This is a genomic window from Curtobacterium sp. PhB190, assembly GCF_004365385.1.
In the GTDB taxonomy this organism is placed as follows: Bacteria; Actinomycetota; Actinomycetes; order Actinomycetales; family Microbacteriaceae; genus Curtobacterium.
On the sequence record NZ_SODN01000014.1, the window covers coordinates 16768 to 32304 of the forward strand.

15 protein-coding genes are annotated in these 15537 nt (G+C 70.9%); 11 read left to right on the forward strand and 4 right to left on the reverse strand.

Going from position 1 to position 15537, the window contains the following annotated elements:
- Position 1: 1 nt before the first annotated feature.
- Entirely contained in the window at positions 2-529 is a 528-nt protein-coding gene (locus EDF47_RS18035) for a YbhB/YbcL family Raf kinase inhibitor-like protein (RefSeq protein ID WP_111084582.1), read from the reverse strand.
- A gap of 234 nt (positions 530-763) precedes the next feature.
- Between EDF47_RS18035 and EDF47_RS18040 the strand changes: the two genes are divergently transcribed.
- A complete protein-coding gene (locus EDF47_RS18040) occupies positions 764-1729 on the forward strand; it encodes a ferritin-like domain-containing protein (RefSeq protein WP_132099694.1) in 966 nt (321 codons plus the stop codon).
- A gap of 242 nt (positions 1730-1971) precedes the next feature.
- On the opposite strand, the gene EDF47_RS18045 is transcribed toward EDF47_RS18040, so the two are convergent.
- Entirely contained in the window at positions 1972-2619 is a 648-nt protein-coding gene (locus tag EDF47_RS18045; RefSeq protein ID WP_123341038.1) for a TetR/AcrR family transcriptional regulator, read from the reverse strand.
- 246 nt (positions 2620-2865) lie between these two features.
- Between EDF47_RS18045 and EDF47_RS18050 the strand changes: the two genes are divergently transcribed.
- Complete coding sequence (locus EDF47_RS18050) at positions 2866-4200, forward strand: pitrilysin family protein (protein WP_123938811.1); 1335 nt, start codon at positions 2866-2868, stop codon at positions 4198-4200.
- Between the two features lie 8 nt (positions 4201-4208).
- Positions 4209-4811 (forward strand): histidine phosphatase family protein, encoded by a 603-nt coding sequence (locus EDF47_RS18055; protein WP_111084585.1) that lies wholly within the window; start codon positions 4209-4211, stop codon positions 4809-4811.
- Here EDF47_RS18055 and EDF47_RS18060 read toward each other — a convergent pair.
- Positions 4808-5299, reverse strand: coding sequence for a GNAT family N-acetyltransferase (locus EDF47_RS18060; RefSeq protein WP_133939008.1), 492 nt, complete (start codon positions 5297-5299; stop codon positions 4808-4810). The two genes, EDF47_RS18055 and EDF47_RS18060, sit on opposite strands and share 4 nt — an antisense overlap.
- A 23-nt stretch (positions 5300-5322) precedes the next feature.
- Here EDF47_RS18060 and EDF47_RS18065 point away from each other — a divergent pair, with 23 nt between their 5' ends.
- Together EDF47_RS18065 and EDF47_RS18070 are read left to right on the forward strand one after the other, a co-directional pair.
- Positions 5323-6069, forward strand: coding sequence for a dihydrodipicolinate reductase C-terminal domain-containing protein (locus EDF47_RS18065; protein WP_228505012.1), 747 nt, complete (start codon positions 5323-5325; stop codon positions 6067-6069).
- A 64-nt stretch (positions 6070-6133) separates the two neighbouring features.
- Complete coding sequence (locus EDF47_RS18070) at positions 6134-6544, forward strand: tetratricopeptide repeat protein (protein WP_123938809.1); 411 nt, start codon at positions 6134-6136, stop codon at positions 6542-6544.
- A gap of 7 nt (positions 6545-6551) precedes the next feature.
- Here the strand turns inward: EDF47_RS18070 and EDF47_RS18075 are convergent, their stop codons facing one another.
- Complete coding sequence (locus EDF47_RS18075) at positions 6552-7472, reverse strand: TIGR01777 family oxidoreductase (RefSeq protein WP_123938808.1); 921 nt, start codon at positions 7470-7472, stop codon at positions 6552-6554.
- 38 nt (positions 7473-7510) lie between these two features.
- On the opposite strand from EDF47_RS18075, the gene EDF47_RS18080 reads away from it, so the two are divergent.
- The 6 genes from EDF47_RS18080 (at position 7511) to pgsA (ending at position 15478) form a co-directional block, all read left to right on the forward strand.
- Entirely contained in the window at positions 7511-8341 is an 831-nt protein-coding gene (locus EDF47_RS18080) for a thymidylate synthase (protein WP_133939006.1), read from the forward strand.
- Positions 8341-8841 (forward strand): dihydrofolate reductase, encoded by a 501-nt coding sequence (locus tag EDF47_RS18085; protein ID WP_133939004.1) that lies wholly within the window; start codon positions 8341-8343, stop codon positions 8839-8841. Before EDF47_RS18080 ends, EDF47_RS18085 begins: the two co-directional genes overlap by 1 nt.
- Positions 8842-9089: 248 nt before the next feature.
- Positions 9090-10067: a 4-hydroxy-tetrahydrodipicolinate synthase gene (gene dapA, locus EDF47_RS18090; protein WP_111084638.1), complete on the forward strand. Its 978-nt coding sequence runs from the start codon at positions 9090-9092 to the stop codon at positions 10065-10067.
- 49 nt (positions 10068-10116) lie between these two features.
- A complete protein-coding gene (locus EDF47_RS18095; RefSeq protein ID WP_111084591.1) occupies positions 10117-11793 on the forward strand; it encodes a ribonuclease J in 1677 nt (558 codons plus the stop codon).
- A 110-nt stretch (positions 11794-11903) separates the two neighbouring features.
- The gene (locus EDF47_RS18100; RefSeq protein ID WP_133939002.1) at positions 11904-14813 is read left to right on the forward strand and encodes a DNA translocase FtsK; all 2910 of its coding nucleotides are present in this window, start codon (positions 11904-11906) and stop codon (positions 14811-14813) included.
- The gene (gene pgsA / locus EDF47_RS18105; RefSeq protein WP_133939030.1) at positions 14810-15478 is read left to right on the forward strand and encodes a CDP-diacylglycerol--glycerol-3-phosphate 3-phosphatidyltransferase; all 669 of its coding nucleotides are present in this window, start codon (positions 14810-14812) and stop codon (positions 15476-15478) included. The genes EDF47_RS18100 and pgsA overlap by 4 nt, the downstream gene beginning before the upstream one ends.
- Positions 15479-15537: the final 59 nt, after the last annotated feature.

The window sequence follows — 15537 nt, forward strand, 5'->3', positions numbered from 1 at the left end:
CCTACGCGGCGGGGGTCTCCTGCGTGCCGACGAGCTGCGCGCGACCGAGCAGGTGCTCGCGCAGCACGAACCCGACGACCGCGGGGGTGGCGTCGGCCGGCGCCTCGAGCAGCGGCACGTCGAGGGCGCTCAGCGTGAAGAAGTAGCGGTGCACGCCGTGGCCCGCGGGCGGAGCGGCGCCGAGGAACGTGTCGGTGCCGAACTCGTTGCGACGGCGCAGGGCCTCGGCCGGCAGCAGGGCGTCGTCGGTGCCGGCGCCGGCGGGCAGCGAGGTCGCCGAGCCCGGGATGTCCGTCAGGCTCCAGTGCCAGAAGCCCGAACCGGTCGGGGCGTCGGGGTCGTACACGGTGAGCACGAAGCTCTTCGTGCCCTCGGGAGCGCCGGACCACTCGAGTGCGGGGGAGCGGTCCTCGCCACCCGCGTCGGTGCCGCGCGCCGAAGTCGGCAGGGCGCCGCCGTCGGTGAAGTCGGGGCTGGTCAGGGTGAACGAGGGGACCTCGGGGAGGTTCCAGTTGGGGTCGTTGGCCATGCGCCCAGCCAACACCCACAGCCTCGGCGGCCGCCCGACGCGGCCGCCCGACGCGGCCGCCCGGTGCGGTGACCCTGTCCGAACTCCGCCGAATGACCGGGAACGCTGGAAGCGCCCCCTGTTCGGGGGTATCTTCGCCGCACGATCGACCATCCCGCCGATCGCGGCTCGACCGACCCGTTTCCCTGCAGCGTCGGTGGGGTCCCGTGCTGCCAGCACGACATGAGGACAACGATGTTCGACAAGCGTTTCATCCACCACGCCATCGATCGCAGCGCCGAGAACGCGCTCGACCGACGACGGTTCTTCGCAGCCGCCGGCGTCGCCGGCGCCTCAGCCGGCATCGCCGCGCTCGGCTCGTCGGTGCTCACCACCGACCGCGCCGCCGCCACCCCGGAAGAGGACGGTGCCGTCTCCGACGCCGCCATCCTCAACTTCGCCCTGAACCTCGAGTACCTCGAGGCCGAGTTCTACCTGCGTGCTGTGTTCGGCGCGGGCCTCGCCGACAGCATGATCACCGGCATCGACCCGCAGGGGCCGGTGATCGGTGGCAAGAAGGTGCCGTTCAAGACCGCGGCCATCCGCGGCATCGCCACCGAGATCGCGAACGACGAGCGCGCGCACGTTGCGTTCCTCCGATCCGCCCTCGGCGGTGCGAAGGTCTCACGTCCGAAGATCGACCTCGTGTCGAGCTTCACCGCGGCGGCGCGCGCTGCGGGTGTGGTCGGCCCGACCGGCACCTTCGACCCGTTCGCCAGCGAGGAGAACTTCCTGCTCGGGGCGTACATCTTCGAGGACGTCGGGGTCACCGCCTACAAGGGGGCCGCGCCGCTCATCACCAGCAAGACGTACCTCAGTGCCGCGGCGGGCATCCTCGCCGTCGAGGCCTACCACGCCGGGATCATCCGGTCGAAGCTCTCGGACAAGGGGCTGCAGGTGCCGGCGAACAAGATCTCCGACGCCCGTGACTCGCTCGACGGTCCGACCGACGACGACCAGGGGGTGACGACCCGGTCGGGAGCGGTGAACCTCGTGCCGACGGACTCGAACTCGCTCGCCTACGGCCGCACCGCGGAGCGTGTCCTGAACGTGGTGTTCCTGAACCCGAACCAGATCGACAAGGGCGGGTTCTTCCCGGACGGCGTCAACGGCTCCATCGTCTCGAGCGGCAACCCCGGGAGCGCCACCGGACCGGCCTGATCCGCGCGACGCGACCGGTCGCGGTGAGCGCGACCACAGTGCGGACGGGAGGCACGGTGCCAGCTGGCACCGTGCCTCCCGTCCGCTCGTGGTCGCGAAAGCGACGGATGTCCGTCACGTCGGCGGATCCGTGCCGCGAGGGCGACAGTGTGCCGCGAACAGTTCGCGGCAGACTGTCGCTTTCGCGGCAGGCGGGCGGCAGATGGGCCGCAGCCGAGCGGGGCCCCGACGGCAGCCGGGCGTCAGGCGGCGAGGACGCGGTCGACGACGCGACCGAGCGCTGCCGTCGCCGCGATGGCGTCGCCGGCGTAGGCGCCGGCCATCGCACCGTCGCGCGCGAGCATGAGCTCGTCGGCACCGTCGCCCGGCAGCTGGTGGCCGGACTCCTGCAGCAGGGTGGCGAGCCGGTCGGTGTACCAGTCGCGGTGGGTGGCGACCACCTCGCGCACGGGGTCGCGGGGGTCGTGGTACTCGGCGGCGGCGTTGAGGAACGCGCACCCGCGGAAATCGGGGTCGTTGACCTCGTCCGCCAGGGCAGCGACCCACGCGCGGACCGCTGCGGCGGAGGAGCCGGCGTCGGTGACGAGCTGTTCCAGGCGTTCCTGCACCCGCTCGTGCTGCGTGCGGATGTAGGCGAGGATCAGGTTGTCTTTCGACCCGTAGTGCTTGTAGAACGTCGCCTTCGTGACGCTCGCCTCGGAGATGAGGCGGTCGACGCCGACGCTGTGGATGCCCTCTTCGTAGAAGAGTCGCGTGGCCGTCTCGAGGATGCGGACCTTCGCGCCGCCGGAGCGGGGAGTCGGGGGGACGCTCGACCCGTCCGGCGACGCGAGGTTCGTGCTCGGACCAGGGAGACGCTGGACGGCCGGTTGGGGGGAATCGACCGTCACAGCGTGGCTCCTTGGTTCATCGGCTCCGCGGACGAGTGGGGGAACTCGTGGCCGCGAGGACTGATGTCCCGAGCCGCCGGATCGGAACTTAGGGGGGCTTTCGATCCGGCGTGAACGACTGTACCACAAGGAGGACAGACAGACGAGTCGGTCTGTCCGCAATTTCTGTACCCCTCTTCGAGTGACAGTCCGTGGGCCTGTGGAAACTGGGCGGTGGGCTCCGGAGCATCAGTAGGCTCGTCTGCGATGAACCAGCCAGTGCCACTGCCGCTCGGGGCCCCGGACACGTCCTTCCTGACGTCCGGAGGGGCCTTCGTCCGCCGCACCGTGCTGCCGTCGGGTGTCCGCGTGCTGACCGAAGCCGTGCCCGGGGCCGCTTCGACGAGCATCGGGTTCTGGGTCGGCGTCGGTTCGCGTGACGAACGCGACGGCCAGTTCGGATCGACCCACTTCCTCGAGCACCTGTTGTTCAAGGGCACCGAGACCCGGTCGGCGCTCGACATCGCGATCGCGTTCGACTCGGTCGGCGGCGAGCACAACGCCGCGACAGCCAAGGAGTACACCTGCTACTACGCACGGGTGCGGGACGCCGACGTCCCGATGGCCGTGCAGGTCATCGGTGACATGGTGACCGGCTCGGTGCTCGACCCCGAGGCGTTCGCCGTCGAGCGCGGCGTCATCCTCGAAGAACTCGCGATGGCCGCCGACGACCCGGCCGACGTCGCGGGCGAAGCGTTCTTCGCCGCGGCCTTCGGCGGACATGCGCTCGGTCGTCCGATCGGCGGGACCCCGGACAGCATCCGCGCGGTCCAGCGGGACGAGGTCCTGGCCCACTACCGCGAGCACTACGCACCGAACGGCATCGTCGTGACCGCCGCCGGTGCCGTCGACCACGACCGGTTCTGCGACGCGGTCGCCGCGGTGTTCCACGACGCTCCGCCCGCCGAGCCGCTCGCACGACGGACGCCACAGACCGTCGCCGACCCCATCGAGCCGAAGCTGTCGGTGGTCCACCGTCCGACGGAACAGGTCAGCATGCTGCGCGGCTCGCAGGGACTCGACCTGCGCGACGACCGCAGGCCGTCCCTCAGCGTCCTGAACGCCGTGCTCGGCGGGGGCATGAGCTCCCGGCTCTTCCAAGAGGTCCGCGAGCGACGCGGCCTCGCCTACGCGGTGTCGTCTTTCGCGCCCGCCTACCTCGACAACGGCGCCTTCGGCGTCTACGCGGGCTGTGCTCCCGACAACGTCCCCGGGGTCATCGAGATCATCGACGCCGAGTTCCGCCGCATGGTGGACGACGGCATCACCGACGACGAGCTCCGCCGCGCCAAGGGCCAGATCGAGGGCGCCCTGACGCTCTCGCTCGAGGACTCCGACGCCCGGATGACCCGCCTCGGCCGGTCCGAGCTCGGCACCGGGGAGTACACCGACCTGTCGACCGCACTGGAGCGTGTCGACCGGGTCACCACCGACGGCGTGCTCGAACTCGCCCGCGACCTCCTGACCCGCCCGACGATCACGTCGGTGGTCGGGGCGGTGCAGCAGGACGAGCTCGCCGCAGCGATCGGGATGGGCAGCTGAGCACGGACATGTCGCACTACCTGTACCTCGTCCGGCACGGCGAACACCAGGACGCCGAGCACGGCCTCCGCGACGGCAAGCTGTCGGAACGCGGCAAGCGCCAGGCCATGCTCGTCGCCGACCGTCTCGGCGGGCTGCCGTTCGACGGCGTGTACCACTCCCCGTTGGAGGCCCCCAGCGAGACCGCCGCGTTCCTGGCGCAGCGACTGCCGTCGATCCAGCCCGAACCGTCGACGCTGCTGTTCGACTGCGTCCCCTCCGGCCCGACCCCGGACATGCCGCACGCCTACCAGGGCTGGTACGGCGGCGTCACGGAAGAGGAGATCATCGCCGGCCAGGCACAGATGGGCGACGCCGTCTCCGAGTGGTTCACCCCTGCGCGCGAGGACCGGCACGACCTGCTCATCACCCACAACGCCGTGATCGGCTGGTTCGTGCGCGAGGCGTTCCAGGCACCCGAGTGGCGCTGGATGGGCACGAACGTCGCGCACACCGCGCTCACGATCATCCGGATCCGTTCCGCGAAGCCGGCCGAGGTGGTCGCCCTGAACGACCTGGCCCACCTGCCGGTGGAGCTCCGCACCGGGCTGCCGGTCGACCAGCCCGTCTAGCGGGAGGCCGGCTTGCGGAACCAGGCGGTCGCGTTCGGGTTGTCGTTGAACGGCGCGACGCGCTCGTAGCCCCGGCTGCGGTACATCGCGCCCGCGGCGACGAGCGAGTCGTTCGTGTCCAGCACGATGCTCGTCGCCCCCAGCGCGGCGCCTTCCCGTTCGAGCGCGTCCATCAGCGCCGTTGCCACGCCCTTGCCCCGTCCCGCCGGGGTGACGAAGACGTGCTTGACCTCGAACCGGACGTCCGTGGTGGTCGCGTCGGGGTCGTCCGCGATCCGCCGAAGGCCGCCGCAGCCGACCGCGACCCCGCCGTCGTACGCCACCGCGAAGACCCCGTTCGGCGGCGTGAACTCCGCCGCCGGGGTGCGCTTCCGCGAGTACGCGCCCTGCGCACTGGGGAACGTCGCCTCGCGCTCGTCGAGGTACGCGTCGAGCAGGACGTCGACCTCGGGCAGATCGGCCGGCACGGTCCTGACCTCGACTGACATGCGTCGATCCTAGGATGGACCGCATGGTCACTCCCGTCGCCGTCGTCGGCGCCACCGGTCGTCTCGGGGGCCTCGTGGCCTCCGTCGTCGAGGAACTCCCGGAGTTCGAGCTCGTCGCCCGCCTGTCGTCGAAGGACGGTGCCCACGAAGCACCGCCGTCGGTGTTCGGCGGTGCCGCGCTCGTCGTGGACGTGACGGTGCCGGCGCTCAGCCCCGCGATCGTCGAGAACGCGCTGTCGAGCGGGGCGAACGTCCTCGTCGGCACGTCCGGGTGGTCCGCCGACCGTCTCGCGAAGCTCCGTACCGCCCTGCAGGAGCGTCCCGACCAGGGCGTCCTCGTGGTGCCGAACTTCTCGATCGGGTCGGTGCTCGGCACTCACCTGGCCACCATCGCGGCGCCGTGGTTCCCCTCGGTCGAGATCGTCGAGACGCACCACGCCGGCAAGATCGACTCGCCGTCCGGCACCGCGGTGCGCACCGCCGAGCTCATCGCCGAGGCCCGTCGCGACGTCGGCCCGGTCGAGGCTCCGCACGTCGACCAGCGCGCCCGCGGCCAGCAGGTGGCGAGCGTGCCGATCCACTCGCTCCGGCTGCCCGGGGTGAAGGCCGTGCAGGACGTCCTGCTCAGCGGTCCCGGCGAGACCCTGACGATCCGGCACGACACCAACGACGACGTCGCCTACGTCGCCGGGATCCGGGCGGCGTTGTCCGCCCTCGGATCCGCCCGCGGGCTCACCGTGGGCCTCGGCAGCGTCCTCGGCATCGGCTGACCCGGTGGGACGTGCAGCGCGTGCCGGTAGCGCGATCCGGTCGCCGTTCTGGGGAGCAGCGCTGATGACCCTGCTGTTGGCGCTCTACATCGTGCTCGTCGGGCAGCGGGCCGTGGCGTTCATCGCCACCGGCATCCCGATCGGGATCGGCATCGGCGTCGCCCTGTTCGTCGTCGCCGCGATCGGGGCGCTGTTGCTCGTGCTCGAGTTCCGCTTCGGCATCCGGATCACCCGGCTCGGCTCCCGGCTCGAGGCCGAGGGCGGTGCACCGGAGGACGTCGTGCCCGTGCGTCCGTCCGGGCGTCCGACGCGCGAGGCCGCTGACGAGCTCTTCCCGCAGTACAAGGCCGCCGTCGAGCAGGACCCGGCGGACTGGCGCGCCTGGTACCGGCTCGGGGTGGTCTACGACGCCGCGGGGGACCGCAAGCGCGCTCGAGCCGCGATGCGCACGGCCCTGTCGCGGTCGAGCGCCTGAGACCTGGTCAGAGGACCGCGTCGACGGCGTCCACGGCACGCGTGTACCGGAACGTGTAGCCGGACTCGAGCAGCTTCGTCGGCACCATCCGCTGACTCGACAGCAGCATCTCGTCGGCGGCGTCCTGCAGCGCGAGGCGCAGCGCGAACTCCGGGATCCGGAACAGGTACGGCCGGTGCAGGTCCTCGGCGACGCGCTTCGTGATGCGGTCGGCGACGACGGCTTCCGGCCCGGAGAGGTTCACCGGTCCGCTGACACCGGACGCCGACGGGCTCGTCGCCAGGTGCACGATCGCCCCGACCTCGTCCTCGAGTGCGATCCACGGCCAGTGCTGCCCGCCGGTGCCGAGGCGACCGCCGAGCCCTGCCCGGGTGAGCGGGATGAGGGGTGCGAGCGCGCCGCCGCCCTCGCCGATCACGATGCCCGTGCGCAGGGTCACCACGCGGACGCCGTCCGGGGCAGCGTTCGCCGCGGATTCCCACGCGGTGCAGACCTCGGCGAGGAACCCGGTGCCGGGGGCCGCGTCGTCCTGCAGGACGTCCGCCGGGCGGTCGCCGTACACGCCGGACGCCGATCCGGACAGGAACAGCGCCGGGGGAGTGCTGGCGTGCCGCATGGCCTCGACCAGGGTGTCGGTCGCGTCGACGCGGGAGCGCCGGATCTCCTCGCGGTACTTCGCGGTCCAGGGCAGCTTGCCGATGTTCGCCCCCGCCAGGTTGATCACCACGTCGGCACCGTCGACGATGGCTGGGTCGAGCGGCCGGCGACCCGGAGCCCAGCGGAACTCGGTGGCCGTGTGCGGCTCGCGCCGGACGAGCGTGGTCACGTGGTGGCCCGCCTCGCGCAGCGCGCGGACGAGCGGGGTGCCGATGAAACCGGACGCGCCGGCGATCAGGATCGAGAGGGGCTCTGCCGCCGTGTCTGCCATGCCGGCAACGCTACTCACGCCGACGTAGGCTTCTGTGTGTGAGCGACAGCGAGACCGTGCAGCCCGACCCCACCGTGCCGACCCCGTACGAGGACCTGCTCCGCCGGGTCCTGACCGAGGGCACGCCGAAGGGTGACCGCACCGGCACCGGGACCCGCAGCCTGTTCGGCGCGCAGCTCCGCTACGACCTGTCGAAGGGCTTCCCGCTCGTGTCCACGAAGCGCGTGCACTTCAAGTCGATCGCGTACGAGCTGCTCTGGTTCCTACGCGGCGACGGCAACGCCACCTGGCTGCAGGAGCACGGTGTCCGGATCTGGAACGAGTGGGCGGACGAGGACGGCGACCTCGGCCCCGTCTACGGCGTGCAGTGGCGCTCGTGGCCGACCCCGTCCGGCGAGCACGTCGACCAGATCGCCCAGGTCATCGACCAGATCCGCACGAACCCGGACAGCCGCCGGCTCATCGTCTCGGCGTGGAACGTCGCCGAGATCCCGGACATGGCGCTCGCACCGTGCCACGCGTTCTTCCAGTTCTACGTCAACGACGGCAAGCTCTCGTGCCAGCTCTACCAGCGCAGCGCCGACATGTTCCTCGGCGTCCCCTTCAACATCGCGTCGTACGCGCTGCTCACCCACATGATCGCCGCGCAGACCGGGCTCGAGGTCGGCGACTTCGTCTGGACCGGCGGCGACTGCCACGTCTACGACAACCACGTCGAGCAGGTCGAGGGGCAGCTGTCCCGCACGGCGTACGCCCTGCCGACGCTCGAGCTCGCGCCGCGCGACTCGATCGACGACTACGAGTACGAGGACTTCACCGTCGTCGGCTACCACCACCACCCGGCGATCAAGGCCGCGGTCGCCGTCTGATGATCGGCATGGTCTGGGCCCGGTCGACCGACGGGGTCATCGGGGCCGACGGCGGCATGCCCTGGCACGTGCCCGAGGACCTCGCGCACTTCAAGCAGGTCACCGGCGACGCCACGGTGCTCATGGGCCGTCGCACCTGGGAGTCCCTGCCGGAACGCTTCCGCCCGCTGCCCGGTCGGCGCAACGTGGTGCTCACCCGCGACGCGTCCTGGACCGCCGACGGCGCCGAGGTCGTGCACGACCTCCGCGCCGCGCTCGACGGTGCCGACGGTGCCGACAGCCCCGTCTGGGTCATCGGCGGCGGCCAGGTCTACGCCGCGGCGCTGGACCGTGCCGACCGGGTGTCCGAGACCGTCATCGACGTCGACGTGCCCGGCGACACCGTCGCACCGACGCTCGGCGAGTCGGCCGGATGGACGCTCACCGACGAGGGCCCGTGGCAGGAGTCCCGCACGGGAACGCGCTACCGCTTCCTCGAGTGGCGCCGGAGCAGCGCCTGAGCGTGCGGGCGCCGCGTCGGTGTGCGCCGCGCGCCCCCGTGCGGGCGCCGCGCCCCGAAGAGTCGGGGCGCGAAGACCGCAGCGGGGCGCAGCTGGCGCGGAACCAGGTTCCGGACACCGCCGGGCGCGCGCGACACCGGGCGTGAGCGGCAGGACGGACGCGATCCGGGCCTCCCGTCCGCGCCGCAGGCAGGCGACCGTCCGCCCGGACGGCGGCCATCGCGTCTATCCCCGGTACGCTGGTGCCCGTGTCCCCGCGTGAGAATCCCTTCGGTCAGGTCCTCGTCGCCCTCGTGACCCCGTTCACGGCCGACGGTGAGGTCGACTGGCCCGGCGTCGAGCAGCACATCGACGACTGCATCACCGCCGGCGCCGACGGCATCGTCGTCACCGGGACGACCGGCGAGACCAGCACCCTGACCGACCCCGAGAAGCTCCGTCTGGTCGAGGTCGGCAAGTCCGTCGCCGCGGGCCGCGCGAAGATCATCACGGGTGGCGGGTCGAACGAGACCGCGCACGCGATCCACCTGTACAAGCAGAGCGAGAAGGCCGGCGCGGACGGCGTGATGATCGTCACGCCGTACTACAACAAGCCGACCCAGTCGGGGGTGCTCACCCACTTCCGGATGATCGCCGACGCCACCGACCTGCCGGTGATCCTGTACGACATCCCGGGGCGAACCGGCATCCCGATCACGTACGAGACGATCGTGCGGGCGTCGCACCACCCGAACATCCTCGCCGTGAAGGACGCCAAGGGCGACTTCGCCGAGGTGTCCCGCGTGCTCAACAACACCGACCTCATGTACTTCTCCGGCGACGACACCAACGTGCTCCCGCACCTGTCGATCGGCGCGACGGGCCTGATCGGCGTCACCGCGAACATCACGAGCACGCCGTACCGCACCATCATCGACGCCGTGAACCGCGGCGACCTGGCGACCGCCACCGCCGAGCACAAGCGCGTCGAGCCACTCGTCCGCGCCGTGATGACCCACGTGCCCGGCACGGTCGCGGCGAAGTACATCCTGCACGGGCTCGGCCGCATCGGCAGCCCGCGCGTCCGTCTGCCGCTCGTCGGCCCCGAGGACTCCGAGGCGTACGCCATCGAGACCTCGCTCGAAGCCGTGCGCGACGTGCCCGGCGCCGACTTCTCGAACTTCCGCCCCGACCGCAACGCTGCGGCCGGCGGCGCACTACCAAAGGTGCCAGGCACCACCCGCTAGCGAACACCGCGGCGCGCTCCTCGCGCGTCGCCTGAATCCGTAGGACCGAATGCCCACACAAGTCTCCACACCGCAGCCGCTCGAACCCGGCACCCTCCGCGTCATCCCCATCGGGGGACTCGGCGAGATCGGTCGCAACATGACCGTCTACGAGTACGAGGGCAAGCTGCTCATCGTCGACGCCGGCGTGCTCTTCCCCGAGGAGCACCAGCCGGGGGTCGACCTGATCCTGCCGGACTTCGCGCCGATCCGTGACCGTCTCGACGACGTCCTCGGTGTCGTGCTCACGCACGGCCACGAGGACCACATCGGCGCCGTGCCGTACCTGCTGAAGCTCCGCGACGACATCCCGCTGATCGGCTCCACGCTGACCCTCGCGCTCGTCGAGGCGAAGCTCAAGGAACACCGGATCAAGCCGTACACGCTCGTCGTGGCCGAGGACCAGACCGAGCAGCTCGGCCCGTTCCACCTCGAGTTCGTGGCCGTGAACCACTCCATCCCGGACGCCCTCGCCGTGTCGATCACGACCCCCGCCGGTCGTGTCCTGCACACGGGTGACTTCAAGATGGACCAGCTCCCGCTGGACGACCGCATCACCGACCTCCGTGCGTTCGCGCGTCTGGGGGAGCAGGGCGTCGACCTGTTCCTGCCGGACTCCACGAACGCCGACGTGCCCGGCTTCACCGCCCCTGAGCGCGACATCGGCCCGGTCCTCGAGAACATCATCACGCGCGCCCGCAAGAAGGTCGTCGTGGCGAGCTTCTCGTCGCACGTGCACCGTGTGCAGCAGGTCCTCGACGCCGCCGCGGCCGCGAACCGCAAGGTCGCGTTCATGGGGCGCTCGATGATCCGCAACATGACCATCGCCGCCGACCTCGGCTACCTCCGCGTGCCCGAGAACGTCCTCATCGACACCAAGAAGGCGAAGAACGTCCCCGACGACCAGATCGTCTACATGTCGACTGGGTCGCAGGGCGAGCCGATGGCCGTGCTCGCGCGCATGGCGAACCTCGAGCACCAGATCGAGATCGGCGAGGGCGACACCGTCATCCTCGCCTCGTCGCTGATCCCGGGCAACGAGAACGCCGTGTACCGCGTCATCGACGGGCTGACGAAGCTCGGCGCGAAGGTCGTGCACAAGGGCAACGCCAAGGTGCACGTCTCCGGACACGCCTCGGCCGGCGAACTGCTCTACTGCTACAACATCCTGCGTCCGCGCAACGTCCTGCCCGTGCACGGCGAACACCGCCACCTGTACGCGAACGCCGACCTGGCGATCCAGACGGGTGTGCCGCCGCGCAACGTGATCCTCGGGCAGGACGGCATCGTCGTCGACCTGAAGGACGGCGTCGCGACGGTCGCCGGGCAGCTCGACATCGGCTACGTGTACGTCGACGGCTCGACCGTGGGCGAGATCACCGACGCCGACCTCAAGGACCGCCGCGTGCTGTCCGAAGAGGGCTTCATCTCGGTCTTCGCCGCGGTGGACTTCACCACCGGCCAGTGCGTCATCGGCCCGGAGATCCAGTCGCGCGGCTTCGCCGAGGACGACTCCGTGTTCGACGACGTCCGTCCCCAGATCGCCAAGGCGATCGCCGAGGCTGCCGCGAACGGCACGCGCGACTCGCACGCGTTCGCGCAGGTCGTCCGCCGCACGGTCGGCCGCTGGGTCAACACCAAGCACCGCCGCCGTCCGATGATCGTCCCGGTGGTCATCGAGGCGTAGCGCGTCGGTCGCGTTCATCGCGGTCGACCGGGAGGCCCGTCCAGCGTCCGTCACGGATGCTGCGGCGGGCCTCCCTTGGTTTGTCCTGAGTGGGGATTAGGGTTCTGCCCATGGCCGGAGGCACCAAGTCGACCACGCGCTCGCGCGCGTCCACGTCGTCCCGTGGGAACGGGACGCGCGGTTCGTCGCGCACCCAGGCCACGACGAAGAAGCTGCCGCAGGCGGCACCGACACCGGTGTTCCGCGAGCAGAACCCGCTCGTGACGTTCTGGCTCGCGATGGCGCACGGCGTCGGCGCGATGTTCCGACTGCTCGGCAAGGAGTCCCTCGAGAAGGACCAGCGGCGTGACGGGTTCCCGTTCCTGCTGTTCGTGCTGGCCATCGCCGGTGCGGTCGTCGAGTGGCTCAACCCGACGAACGGGGTGTCGGTCGCCCTCGACGCGTACACGTTCGGCGGGCTGTTCGGCCGGTTGGCGTTCGCCCTGCCGGTGATCATGATCGTGTTCGCCGGATGGCTGTTCCGGCACCCGGCCTCGGTGCACGACAACACCCGGATCGGCATCGGCCTCGGGATCCTGCTCGTCGCGATCGCCTCGCTCTGCCACGTCTTCGGCGGGCAGCCGAGCGCAGCGGACGGCATGCCCGCCCTGGCTGCGGCCGGCGGGGTGCTCGGCTGGGTCGTGATCGGCTGGCTCGTCACGATCGCGACCGCCTGGGTCGCGGTCCCGGTGGCGATCGTGCTGCTCGTGCTCTCCCTCTTCATCATCACCAAGACGCCGCCGAACAAGGTCGGGCGTCGGCTGCACGAGCTGTACGCGTACCTGTTCGGAGCGCCGGCCCCGGCCGCCGAGCCCGAGGTCGAAGCGGCAGCAGCCGCACCCGCCGCCCGAACCAAGACGACCAAGCGCGGCAAGAAGGGCGACACCGACTTCCAGCTGTTCGACGACCTCGGCTTCGGCGAGGAGCAGGCCGCTGCCGACGGTGACGCCGGCGGCGACAACGTGCCGTGGTGGCGGCGGAACAAGTCCGGGCGCGAAGAGGACCCGGCGTACGACAGCCCCGTCCTGCCCCCGGCCACCGGTGTCGCACCGACGGCCCCGCCCGCCGCGGCGGCTGCACCCGCTGCCCCGGTGGTCAACCCCAACGCGGGCGCTGCGGCCGGTCTCGTGGACCTGACGCCGGCCGAACCCGCGTCGGTCAACCTCAACGACTCCGTCGAACAGGACCTGCAGGTCGCCGAGCAGGCCCTGCGGGACTTCGGCACCGACGTCCCCGCGCGTCCGGAGCCGACCGCTGCGATCCGCCCCGCGGTTCCCGACGTGGTCGCGGCACCCCTCGTCGAGGACCCCGTCGTCGACGAGCCCGAGGAACTCTCCGCGGCGGCGACCGACGACGACCCGTCGAAGCCGTACCGCCTGCCGGCCGCCACCACCCTGAGCTCCGGCACCCCCTCGGTCGCTCGCAGCCAGGCGAACGACGACATCGTCGCCGCCATCACCGGCGTGCTGACGGAGTTCAAGGTCGACGCGAAGGTCACCGGGTTCTCCCGCGGCCCGACGGTCACCCGCTACGAGATCGAGCTCGGACCGGGTGTCAAGGTCGAGCGCGTCACGGCGCTGTCGAAGAACCTGTCGTACGCGGTGGCCTCCAACGAGGTCCGGATCCTCTCGCCGATCCCGGGCAAGAGCGCCATCGGTGTCGAGATCCCGAACTCCGACCGCGAGATCGTGTCCCTCGGCGACGTGCTGCGCTCGAACGCGGCGCGGAAGTCGAAGCACCCGATGACGATCGGCGTCGGCAAGGACGTCGAGGGCGGCTTCGTCGTCGCGAACCTGGCGAAGATGCCGCACCTGCTCGTCGCCGGTTCGACCGGTTCCGGCAAGTCGGTCTTCATCAACTCGATGATCACGTCGCTGCTCATGCGGGCGAAACCGTCCGAGGTCCGCATGGTCCTGGTCGACCCGAAGCGCGTCGAGCTCTCGATCTACGCGGGTGTCCCGCACCTCATCACGCCCATCATCACGAACCCGAAGAAGGCGGCCGAAGCGCTGCAGTGGGTCGTGAAGGAGATGGACATGCGGTACGACGACCTGGCGTCGTTCGGGTTCCGCCACGTCGACGACTTCAACAAGGCGATCGAGAACAACGAGATCGTCCTGCCCGCCGGCAGCGAGCGGAAGCTCAAGCCGTACCCGTACCTGCTCGTCGTCGTCGACGAGCTCGCGGACCTCATGCTCGTCGCCCCGCGCGACGTCGAGGAGTCGATCGTCCGCATCACCCAGCTCGCCCGTGCCGCCGGCATCCACCTGGTGCTCGCGACGCAGCGCCCGTCGGTGGACGTCATCACCGGCCTGATCAAGGCGAACGTGCCGTCCCGCATCGCCTTCGCGGTGACGAGCGTCACGGACTCCCGCGTCATCCTCGACCAGCCCGGCGCGGACAAGCTCATCGGTCAGGGCGACGCGCTCTTCCTGCCGATGGGGTCGTCGAAGTCCCTGCGCGTGCAGGGAGCGTGGGTGCAGGAGGGCGAGGTCGCCGAGGTCGTCCAGCACGTCACCCGCCAGGCCCAGCCCGAGTACCGCCAGGACGTCCAGGCCGTGGTCGAGCGCAAGGAGATCGACGCCGACATCGGCGACGACCTCGAACTGCTGCTCGCGGCGGTCGAACAGGTCGTCTCGACGCAGTTCGGCTCGACCTCGATGCTGCAGCGCAAGCTCCGGGTCGGCTTCGCCAAGGCCGGTCGCCTGATGGACCTGATGGAGTCCCGCGACATCGTCGGGCCGTCCGAGGGGTCGAAGGCCCGGGACGTGCTCGTCACCACCGACCAGCTGCCCGCGGTGCTCGCGAAGCTCCGCGGCGAGGAGCCGCCGGCTGCTCCGGCGCCCGTGGCCCCCGTGCCCGGCCCGGGTGACGACGGCGACCGCTACGGTGGCGACCCCGTGGGCGACATGACCCGCGGGTACGATGAAGTGCACGACGAGCCCGATGAGGACGCGTGGGGACTGACGGGCAGGGAGTGAAGGCGATGACCGCCTCGGACGGCACGGAGACGACGGACGGCGCCACGACACACGGCGCGAAGTTCCCCTGGCGCGGGCGACTGCTCCGCAAGGGTCCCGGCCCCGCATCGACGGCGAACGTCGCGAACATCATCACCGTGGTGCGCATCCTGATGGCGCCGCTGTTCTTCGTGCTGCTCCTCGCCGATGCCGGTAACGACGGCCCGCTGCGCATCTGGGCGGCGATCGTCTTCGTCGTCGCGATCGTGACCGACAGCGCCGACGGCATCATCGCCCGACGGCAAAACCTGGTCACCGACTTCGGCAAGCTCGTCGACCCGATCGCCGACAAGGTCCTGATCGGCGGCGCGCTCGTCGCCCTGTCGATCCTGGCCGAACTGCCCTGGTACGTGACGGTGCTCATCATGGTGCGCGAGATCGGCATCACGGTGTTCCGCTTCGCGGTGCTGTCGGACCGGGTGATCCCGGCCAGTCGCGGTGGCAAGATCAAGACCGTGCTGCAGGCCGTCGCCCTGACGTCGGCACTCTTCCCGTGGTGGGAGCTCGTCGGCGACTGGGCGCACTGGGTCAACGTGGTGCTGATGAGCGCCGCCTTCCTGGCGACCGTGCTCAGCGGCATCGACTACCTGTACCAGGCGTGGAAGCACAACCGGACCACCGCGTGACGCAGGCCGACGACGCGACCGGCGCCGTGCCTCCCGGCCCTGCCGACACGGTCGACGCG

Bases quoted from the DNA above. Each gene is read 5' to 3' on its own strand.
- EDF47_RS18060 (WP_133939008.1), bottom strand. From the start codon at position 5,299: ATGTCAGTCGAGGTCAGGACCGTGCCGGCCGATCTGCCCGAGGTCGAC.
- EDF47_RS18075 (WP_123938808.1), bottom strand. From the start codon at position 7,472: ATGGCAGACACGGCGGCAGAGCCCCTCTCGATCCTGATCGCCGGCGCG.
- EDF47_RS18035 (WP_111084582.1), bottom strand. From the start codon at position 529: ATGGCCAACGACCCCAACTGGAACCTCCCCGAGGTCCCCTCGTTCACC.
- EDF47_RS18100 (WP_133939002.1), top strand. From the start codon at position 11,904: ATGGCCGGAGGCACCAAGTCGACCACGCGCTCGCGCGCGTCCACGTCG.
- EDF47_RS18055 (WP_111084585.1), top strand. From the start codon at position 4,209: ATGTCGCACTACCTGTACCTCGTCCGGCACGGCGAACACCAGGACGCC.
- EDF47_RS18040 (WP_132099694.1), top strand. From the start codon at position 764: ATGTTCGACAAGCGTTTCATCCACCACGCCATCGATCGCAGCGCCGAG.
- EDF47_RS18065 (WP_228505012.1), top strand. From the start codon at position 5,323: ATGGTCACTCCCGTCGCCGTCGTCGGCGCCACCGGTCGTCTCGGGGGC.
- EDF47_RS18070 (WP_123938809.1), top strand. From the start codon at position 6,134: ATGACCCTGCTGTTGGCGCTCTACATCGTGCTCGTCGGGCAGCGGGCC.
- EDF47_RS18095 (WP_111084591.1), top strand. From the start codon at position 10,117: ATGCCCACACAAGTCTCCACACCGCAGCCGCTCGAACCCGGCACCCTC.
- EDF47_RS18050 (WP_123938811.1), top strand. From the start codon at position 2,866: ATGAACCAGCCAGTGCCACTGCCGCTCGGGGCCCCGGACACGTCCTTC.
- EDF47_RS18085 (WP_133939004.1), top strand. From the start codon at position 8,341: ATGATCGGCATGGTCTGGGCCCGGTCGACCGACGGGGTCATCGGGGCC.